General features: G+C 47.7%; 9 protein-coding genes. 7 read left to right on the top strand and 2 right to left on the bottom strand.

Annotation, left to right across the window (positions count from 1 at the left end; translation table 11 throughout):
* The first annotated feature begins 590 nt into the window (after positions 1-590).
* The gene (locus tag DRJ53_RS11370; protein ID WP_114235750.1) at positions 591-1,361 is read left to right on the top strand and encodes a lipoprotein signal peptidase; all 771 of its coding nucleotides are present in this window, start codon (positions 591-593) and stop codon (positions 1,359-1,361) included.
* 306 nt (positions 1,362-1,667) lie between these two features.
* Here the strand turns inward: DRJ53_RS11370 and ruvC are convergent, their stop codons facing one another.
* A complete protein-coding gene (gene ruvC, locus DRJ53_RS11365) occupies positions 1,668-2,246 on the bottom strand; it encodes a crossover junction endodeoxyribonuclease RuvC (protein ID WP_114235749.1) in 579 nt (192 codons plus the stop codon).
* 102 nt (positions 2,247-2,348) lie between these two features.
* Between ruvC and DRJ53_RS11360 the strand changes: the two genes are divergently transcribed.
* The 6 genes from DRJ53_RS11360 to DRJ53_RS11335 all read left to right on the top strand — a co-directional run bounded on the left by DRJ53_RS11360 (position 2,349) and on the right by DRJ53_RS11335 (position 7,279).
* Positions 2,349-3,344 carry a lysylphosphatidylglycerol synthase domain-containing protein gene (locus DRJ53_RS11360; protein WP_114235748.1) on the top strand — a complete coding sequence of 332 codons (996 nt, stop codon included), beginning with the start codon at positions 2,349-2,351 and terminating at the stop codon, positions 3,342-3,344.
* On the top strand, positions 3,331-4,149 hold the full coding sequence (locus tag DRJ53_RS11355) for a DUF3108 domain-containing protein (protein ID WP_241558524.1): 819 nt from the start codon (positions 3,331-3,333) through the stop codon (positions 4,147-4,149). The genes DRJ53_RS11360 and DRJ53_RS11355 overlap by 14 nt, the downstream gene beginning before the upstream one ends.
* A 124-nt stretch (positions 4,150-4,273) precedes the next feature.
* Positions 4,274-4,804: a hypothetical protein gene (locus tag DRJ53_RS11350; RefSeq protein WP_114235747.1), complete on the top strand. Its 531-nt coding sequence runs from the start codon at positions 4,274-4,276 to the stop codon at positions 4,802-4,804.
* A 25-nt stretch (positions 4,805-4,829) separates the two neighbouring features.
* The gene (locus DRJ53_RS11345) at positions 4,830-5,666 is read left to right on the top strand and encodes a maleylpyruvate isomerase N-terminal domain-containing protein (RefSeq protein ID WP_114235746.1); all 837 of its coding nucleotides are present in this window, start codon (positions 4,830-4,832) and stop codon (positions 5,664-5,666) included.
* Positions 5,667-5,708: 42 nt separating this feature from the next.
* Complete coding sequence (locus tag DRJ53_RS11340) at positions 5,709-6,125, top strand: SRPBCC family protein (protein WP_114235745.1); 417 nt, start codon at positions 5,709-5,711, stop codon at positions 6,123-6,125.
* Between the two features lie 185 nt (positions 6,126-6,310).
* Positions 6,311-7,279, top strand: a complete 969-nt coding sequence (locus DRJ53_RS11335; protein WP_114235744.1) for a hypothetical protein — start codon at positions 6,311-6,313, stop codon at positions 7,277-7,279.
* 39 nt (positions 7,280-7,318) lie between these two features.
* On the opposite strand, the gene DRJ53_RS11330 is transcribed toward DRJ53_RS11335, so the two are convergent.
* Positions 7,319-8,182 (bottom strand): MBL fold metallo-hydrolase, encoded by an 864-nt coding sequence (locus DRJ53_RS11330; RefSeq protein WP_114235743.1) that lies wholly within the window; start codon positions 8,180-8,182, stop codon positions 7,319-7,321.
* Position 8,183 lies beyond the last annotated feature (1 nt).

Below are 8,183 nucleotides of genomic sequence, written 5' to 3'. Positions count from 1 at the left end.
ACAAAATTCTGCTGCGCGTAGCTTCGGTAGTGACTAAGGGCCGGAAGTATGAAGAAAAACGACCCGCTGCAGCTTAAAAAATTTTTGGATAAATCATGACAATCATGCCGAGCTCCATTCGACATCTCCTACATCTATCGGAGGCTACAAGAGCACAAGGGGATGCCGAATGGAGCTCGGCATGACAAACCCTGATTGTATTAAGTGTCCTACAGCACCACTGAAATCATACTCTTCGATTGTAATACCATTTACCCAATCCCATCTTCCTTAGCCCGAAGGGCTGCCGAAAATGCTTCAACGCACTCATTTCCTAAATTCTTTTGCTTGTCATCCTGAGCGCAGCGAAGGATCTGAGCCTGCACCAGCAAAAAACTTTGAAGCATCAAAGGATCTGCCTCTTATCCAACCATGCCTCATTTGCAACACGCAGATGCTTCGCTGCGCTCAGCACGACAAAACACTAAGCCCTGATCAAACAATGAAATATCCACCTAAAATCTTAACACCTTGCTACCATGTTGCGCCGGTACACCTGCAGGAGGTATTGTCCCCGCTTCCCTTATCTTTGAAACCCTAATAAACTTAATGTGAAACTGCGTTCTGCTGTATTGTTGATTTTGCTGGTGATCCTTGCCGACCAGGCGCTGAAGGTCTGGATCAAGACCACCTTTCCGTTTGGACATATTACCAATGTGTTGGGCCTGTCGTGGTTCCGGCTGTATTTTATCGAAAACGAAGGCATGGCCTGGGGCTGGAAATTTGGCGGCGAGTGGGGCAAAATGCTGCTGACGCTGTTTCGCTTGGTGGCGGTTGGTTTTGGTACCTGGTACATCGCTAAAATTGTTCGTGAACGCTACACCACCGGTTTCATTGTTTGCGCCGCTCTCATTTATGCCGGTGCGCTGGGCAACCTGATTGATTCGCTGTTTTACGGTTTAATTTTCAGCCAAACCACCTACACCCAAATTGCCGAAGCGCTGCCTCCCGGCGGCGGTTATGCCGGCTTTTTGCACGGCCACGTGGTTGATATGTTGTATTTCCCCATTATCCAAACCAACATGCCCAGTTGGGTGCCGTTCATTGGCGGCAAACCGTTCGAGTTTTTCAGCCCCATTTTCAACATCGCCGATGCCTCTATTTCCATTGGCGTACTGGTGCTGCTGGCATTTCAAAAAAGGTTTTTCCATAAAGAAGAAGATGATGCGCCACTTGCCGAGCCCGAAACTACTACGGCCGCAGAGCAGGAGGCCACCATTACCGATGAAACTATTGCGCAGCCCGCTGTACCCAACGATCCTTACTATGAATACGGTCCACGCACAACCGACGAAGGGCAACAGGAAAAGAAGCAGGATTAAAGATCAAACCCGTCTGCAATTTCACAAAACGGATTCAGACAAGCCATAAACAAAGAGCGGCGTTGCAAATGCAACGCCGCTCTTTGTTTATGGGCAATAGTTTGAACTTTGGTACTGTCATGCCGAGCTCCATTCGGCATCCCCTACATCTAACGGAGTTTACAAGAGCACAAGGGGATGCCGAATGGAGCTCGGCATGACACTTACTACGTAACAAAACTTTACCTCGATAGCACTCTGGTCAACATCCGAATCACCTATTCCGTCCCGTCTTTTCCGTCTTTCCTGACTCTACCGTCTTCCCTTCTACCCCACCCGCTCCGGGTTTTGCTGAATAAACTGGTCCCAGCCCGCTTTGCTGCGCGACCGCTTGTTGGGCGTAGCGCTGGCTGCATAAGGCCGCTGCGCCGAAAAATGATGACACACTGCCACCGCCAGCGCATCGGAAGCATCAAATACCTGTGGCCGGTCTTCCAGTTTGGTAATGCGTTGCAGCATTTGCCACACCTGCTCTTTATCGGCATTACCGTTGCCGGTAATGGCTTGTTTTACTTTTTTAGGCGAGTACTCAGTAACCGGCATATCGCCGGCCATAGCAGCGGCAATCGCCACGCCCTGTGCCCGGCCCAGCTTCATCATACTCTGCACGTTTTTACCAAAAAACGGCGCTTCAATAGCAAACTCATGGGGCTTGTACAGGCGCACCAGCTCGGTAATTTTTAAGTAAATAAGCCGCAGGCGTTCGTAGTTGTCTTTTTTGGAGGAAAGTTTCAGTGCATCGATGGCCAGCACTTCCAGGTCTTCGCCGGAGGCGGCAACAATGCCATAACCCATAACCAGGGTTCCGGGGTCGACGCCTAATATAATGGTAGCAGGTTTTTTCATAGGAATCAAGTTGCCGCAGTGGCTCAAAGTAAGACGTAAAAAACGGTGTATCGTAGTGTTTCCTTTTTCTGCCTTTTGAATTTTTACTTTTGCCTTCTTTTTATGCCGCCCAACAAAAGTATCAAAATCTTCATCAACTATTTTTTAGGTCCGTTGCTGGCGGTGTGGCTTGGCTTTTCCATTTACCGGCAAATAGTGCAGCAGCCTCACCTCGAGGCTTCGTGGATTGCGGTAAAACGATCTTTTTCTTCATCAAGAGTATTGTTGTTTGCAGGCGCCGTGTTGCTGGTGGTGGCCAACTGGGGCATCGAGGCACGCAAGTGGCAACTGTCGGTGCGCAATATACATCCGGTTTCATTTGGCAAAGCATTCAAAGCGGTGCTCTCCGGCGTTTCGTTTGCCGTAAGCACGCCCAACCGCATGGGCGAATACCTGGGCCGCATGTTGTTCCTGCCCGATGGTTTCCGGCTGCGCAGCATTTCCGTGACGCTAGTGGGCAGCATCGGGCAGTTGCTCATTACGCTGTATGCAGGTTTCGCCGCATTGATGGTGCTGAAAAATGCGTTAACGGCAACGCCGTACTATTCAAAAGTGTTGTACCAGTTTGCGCTGTTTGGTGTGGGCGCCAGCGCCTTTTTTTTAACCCTTTTTTATTTTGAAACCGGGGCACTGGGGCGTTTGTTAAACAAGTGGCTGAGCAAAACCCGGTACCGATACCTCATTGAAAGCCTCGAGGCATTCAGCAACCGTTTGTTGCTGCAATTACTCTTGCTGTCGGCGCTGCGCTACGCGGTGTTTGTGCTGCAATACCTGTTGCTGTTCCGGTTTTTTGGCGTGCAGGTAGGGTTGTGGGAGGGCACCCATGCCCTGGGCATGCAGTTTTTAACCATGGCCGTTATTCCGTCCATTGCATTGGCCGAAGTGGGCCTGCGCGGCGAGATCAGCCTGACGCTGCTGGGGCTTTTTTCAACCAATAGCCTGGGCATTGGTTTAACAACGGTCAGCATCTGGTTCCTGAACTTAGTCATACCCGCAGTAGCCGGAACTGGTTTAATTTTGAGCGTTCGTTTTTTTAATAAACAAAATGAAAAAGATTAGTGTTGCGATGGTATTGCTGCTGGCCTGCTGGGGCATGGTGTCGATGCGGAAACCCGTGGCCCCGCCCGACGAATTTTGCGGCATCCGCAACTATACTTTTTCCAGCGGCGAACAAATCAGCTACACCGTTTTTTACAACCTGGCTGGCGTGTTTGTCAATGCCGGCGCAGTATCGTTTACCACCACCCTGCAACAACTCAATGGCCGCCCGGTATATCATGTAGTGGGCGATGGCCGCACCCACAACTCTTACGACTGGATCTACAAAGTGCGGGACCGCTACGAAACTTTTATCGACACGGCCACGATGCAGCCTTTAAAATTTATCCGCAACGTGAATGAAGGCGGCGATAAAATTTTTGAAACCATTGCTTTCAACAAAGCCACCAATACTGCCGTTACCAACAAAGGATCGTTTAAAGTGCCGGCCTGCGTGCAGGATGTGTTGAGCGCTATTTACTATGCCCGCAACATTGATTATGCCCGCTACAAAAAAGGCGACAAAATTCCGTTCAGCATGTTTTTGGATGGCGAGCTGCACAACCTGTATGTGCGCTACCAGGGCACCGAAGAAATCAAAACACGCTACGGCACATTCAACTCCATTAAGTTTAGCCCGCTGCTGATCAAAGGCACCATTTTCGAAGGCGGCGAAAAAATGACCGTGTGGGTAAGCAACGATGCCAACCGGGTGCCGGTGCGCATTGAAAGCCCCATCATTGTGGGTTCGGTAAAAGTGGACATGATGGGATACAAAGGCCTGCGCTACCCGATGGGTGCATTGAAAAAACTGCGCAAGGATTGATGCATGCACGAAAGCGGCGAACGCATTTTTACCCATAGGTTAAGGGCGGGTACATGGCGAAGCTTTTATATATTAGCGAAACCATTAGCCGGCGGCCGATGGCTCCTCTTAAAAATGCGCAACCATGACGTACTTGCTCTGGACCATATGCAACATCGCCCTGCTGCTGTTTTTTATCTACGTTTGTTTCCGCGCAACCACAGTAATCCGGGAAAAAATCGGTGGCCTGGCGGCACTGGTGTTTGTGATTGGGCTGCTTTCATTTGCCAACAGAAACAAAGACCTTGATTCAACGTTGGTACCGAACCAACAGTATCCAAACAGCTTTGTGCAGCAAACAAACCGCGATGTGCTACCCAAATCCGAAGCTTCGGCCCAGGTGGTGATTGCAGATTATGTTGGAACCGACTTGCATATGTCGGTTGGTTTTAGCCGGACAGGCACGCAACAGGCCATGGCTGCCACAAGGGTATACTTTTCATTTGAAGGAATGGTGGGCGGTCACCAGTGGCAGCCCAGAGAAGTGTCGTTTAATCGAAATGCAGAAAACGGAACCATCAATTACGCAGGCAATGGATTACTCAAGTGGTGCATTTTAAGCATACCGGTATATACGCAAAACAAATCGTTCACCGGGGTGATCAACCTACAATAACGCAATTGTTCATTTTCATTTTTACATGCACCAACTTACCCCGCCCATTGATGTTGCCCACCTGCTGCCGGTGCTGGATGAACAACTGATTACTTTACTGCAATCCTTAACTCCTGAAGACTGGCATAAACAAACTGTTGCCAAACTTTGGACTGTAAAAGACGTGGCAGCGCATTTGCTGGACGGCAACATCAGGATACTGTCGATGCTGCGCGATGGCTATTTTGGTGAAAGCGCAAACGCTCAATCGTACGAAGAACTGGTGCAGTTTTTAAACCGCCTCAATGCCGATTGGGTGCAGGCCATGAAGCGGGTAAGTACTTATATGCTTATATTATTACACCAAATAACGGGGCCGATGTTTTGCCGCTATTACCAATCGTTGAACTCCTGGGATACCGCTGCATTTTCGGTGGCATGGGCCGGCGAAACGGAAAGCAAAAACTGGATGCACATTGCACGGGAGTACACCGAAAAATTTTTGCACCAGCAACAAATAAGGGATGCGGTAAATAAACCCGGCATCATGACCCGCGCATTGTTTTATCCCTTCATCAACATTTTTATGCAGGCATTGCCTTACACCTACCGGCATGTTGATGCACCAATAGGAACTGTTGTACAGCTTACGGTGCTCACCGATATTGGCGGCACCTGGCACATACAAAAAGAGGAAATGGGCTGGCAGTTGCACCACGGTAGCGCAGCCAGTGCCGATGCAGTATTAAGTATTGATCCGGAACTGGCATGGAAACTTTTCTCGAAAAGCCTGCGACCCGATGATGTTCGGCGCAGCGTGGCCATAGCGGGTAACGAAACCCTTGCCGAAACTGCTTTGTCGATGGTTTCGGTAATGGCATAATTACTGAATGGAAACAACGATCAACCGAATCAAAAAATATAAATGCAACCAACAAAAGTTACTGTAACAACAACTGTTGCAGCACCGATCGATCAAGTGTGGGAGTATTACACACGGCCCGAACATATTACGCAATGGAACTTTGCCACCGACGAATGGCAATGCCCGAGGGCCGAAACCGATCTGCGGCCCGGCGGCAAACATTCGGCCAGGATGGAAGCAAAAGACGGCAGCTTTGGTTTTGATTTTGAAGCGGTGTATGACATTATCAATCCACCCAACCAACTGAGTTATACCATGGCCGATGGCAGGCAGGCCACTACGTTGTTTGAAGCAACCGGCGACGCTACAAAAGTCACCACTACTTTCGATGCAGAAACAATGAACGATGTGGACATGCAGCAGCAAGGCTGGCAGGCGATTTTGAATAATTTTAAAAGATACGCGGAATGTAAATAACTGAAAAGAACCAGAAGGGGAGTACTGAAGCAGAGACGTTCAATGTCATAATCATTTTAGCTTGCACAATGGTCTTCGTAAAGTCTTATTTCCATTTATTAAAATACTTGTAGTAAAAAGCAGCAAGCTAAATGGCGCTTGTAGAAAAAGTCGTTCATCATACCTTCATAGCCGAGTGAAACAACATGATAAAGCAAAAGGTAAAAAAAGTATTACGAGCTATTGGTAAGCCTGCTTTTAAAAACGAATTACAAGCACTGCAAACTGCTTCAGCTGCCTATCAGCGTATGATAGAGCAATATGAAAAAGATTTGGTCTTTCAGCATCCTTCCTGCGAAGGCATTGTGTTTTCGAAGGACCGGGCCATGCAATTACATGCTTTGTTGCTTAGTTACTTTGCATGTGTAAAAAATCCAGCTAAACTAAGTGTGTTATATACCACTACCAGCAAGATGCATGCTTCGGCATACGAGGATCTGAAAAAGATATTTGCAGATAAGCCTGTTACATTTTCAGCTGAGAAATCGTTTAAAAAAGATTTAGAGGAGTTGCTGGAAAAAATAAATACTACTACGCTTTTTTTCATGACCGATGACGGTATGTTTATTGACACCTTCGATATGCAAGAGGTGATTGCATTTAACCCAGCACACATCTTACCCAGCCTTATTAAAGGAAAAGATCTTACCTATTGCTACATCCGCGACCAGCAGCAGGCATTACCAGAATTCATAAAACCAAGCGGAGTGGCATTATCGCCCTTTATGATTTGCTGGGAGTGGTCAAAGGCGCAGCCTAGATCAGACTGGGCTTATCCGATGTCTGTTGACATCACTTTTTATAATAAAAAAGAAATTCAGACACTGATCAAAAACATTTCTTATAAAGCACCTAACAGCCTTGAAGCTGCGCTTCATAACAATTACGCCTCTATCTTCCTACAACGAAAAGGTCTGTGTTACGAAAAGGCAAAATATGTAAATATTGTGGCAAATGTGGTAAATACCGAGCATAAAAACAGGCATGCCGGGTTGCACAGCGTGGAAAGCTTACTTGAAAAATGGCAAGCCGGCTATCGGATTCAGTACGAGCTTTTTTTGGGTAAAAGTTGTAGTGAGGCCGAAACAGCACCATTTACTTTTATAGCTCGTTGAAGCATCTTTGTAAATCTGTTGCCCGATGCATTAATTGGTTTAACCCAACTCTGCCAGTGTAAACGCTTCCTTCATCCTGATCCCTTTCTCCGTTTGCTCCAGCGTGCAGCATTCCCATTTAGGATCGTGCTCAAAAAACAGGATGTAATCATTTGCCAGCGCCTCTTCCAGAAACATCTTTTTTTCGCCCAAAGTAGTTAGCGGAAACATATCATACGCCATAACATACGGCAGCGGTATATGCCCTGCAGAAGGCAGCAGATCGGCCATATATACAATGGTTTTTCCTTTGTAATTTATTTGCGGCAGCATCATGCTGTTAGTATGCCCGCTTACAAAACGCAGCGATATATTTTCCGAAAAAGGCGCCTGCGGCAACCGATCTTTTGCAGGCTGCGGCATGGTGATGAATGCCAGTTGCCCGCTTTGCTGAATGGGCAGAATATTGTCTTTTAAAAAAGAAGCTTTTTCGCGGTCGTTGGGATGCACGGCCCAATCCCAGTGTTGTGCATTGCTCCAGTATTGCGCATTTTTAAATGCAGGTAACAAACGATCACCTTCGCGAATGATGGCACCACCGCAATGATCGAAATGCAGGTGCGTTAAAATAACATCGGTAATATCATCGCGGTGAAAACCGTGTTTTGCCAACGACTTGTCCAGCGTATCATTTCCATGCAGGTAATAGTGGCCAAAGAACTTTGCATCCTGCTTATTGCCAATGCCGGTATCCACCAGGATCAGCCTTCCTTCATCTTCAATCAGCAGCAGGCGCATGGCCCAGGTGCACAGGTTATTGTCGTCGGCAGGATTGAGTTTTTGCCAAATACTTTTGGGCACCACACCAAACATGGCGCCGCCATCCAGCTTGAACAGTTCGGTATCGATGGTGTATAGTTTCATG

Source organism: Paracnuella aquatica, assembly GCF_003332885.2.
Lineage (GTDB): Bacteria > Bacteroidota > Bacteroidia > Chitinophagales > Chitinophagaceae > Flavisolibacter > Flavisolibacter aquaticus.
This window is presented reverse-complemented; position numbering and strand designations above follow the sequence as displayed.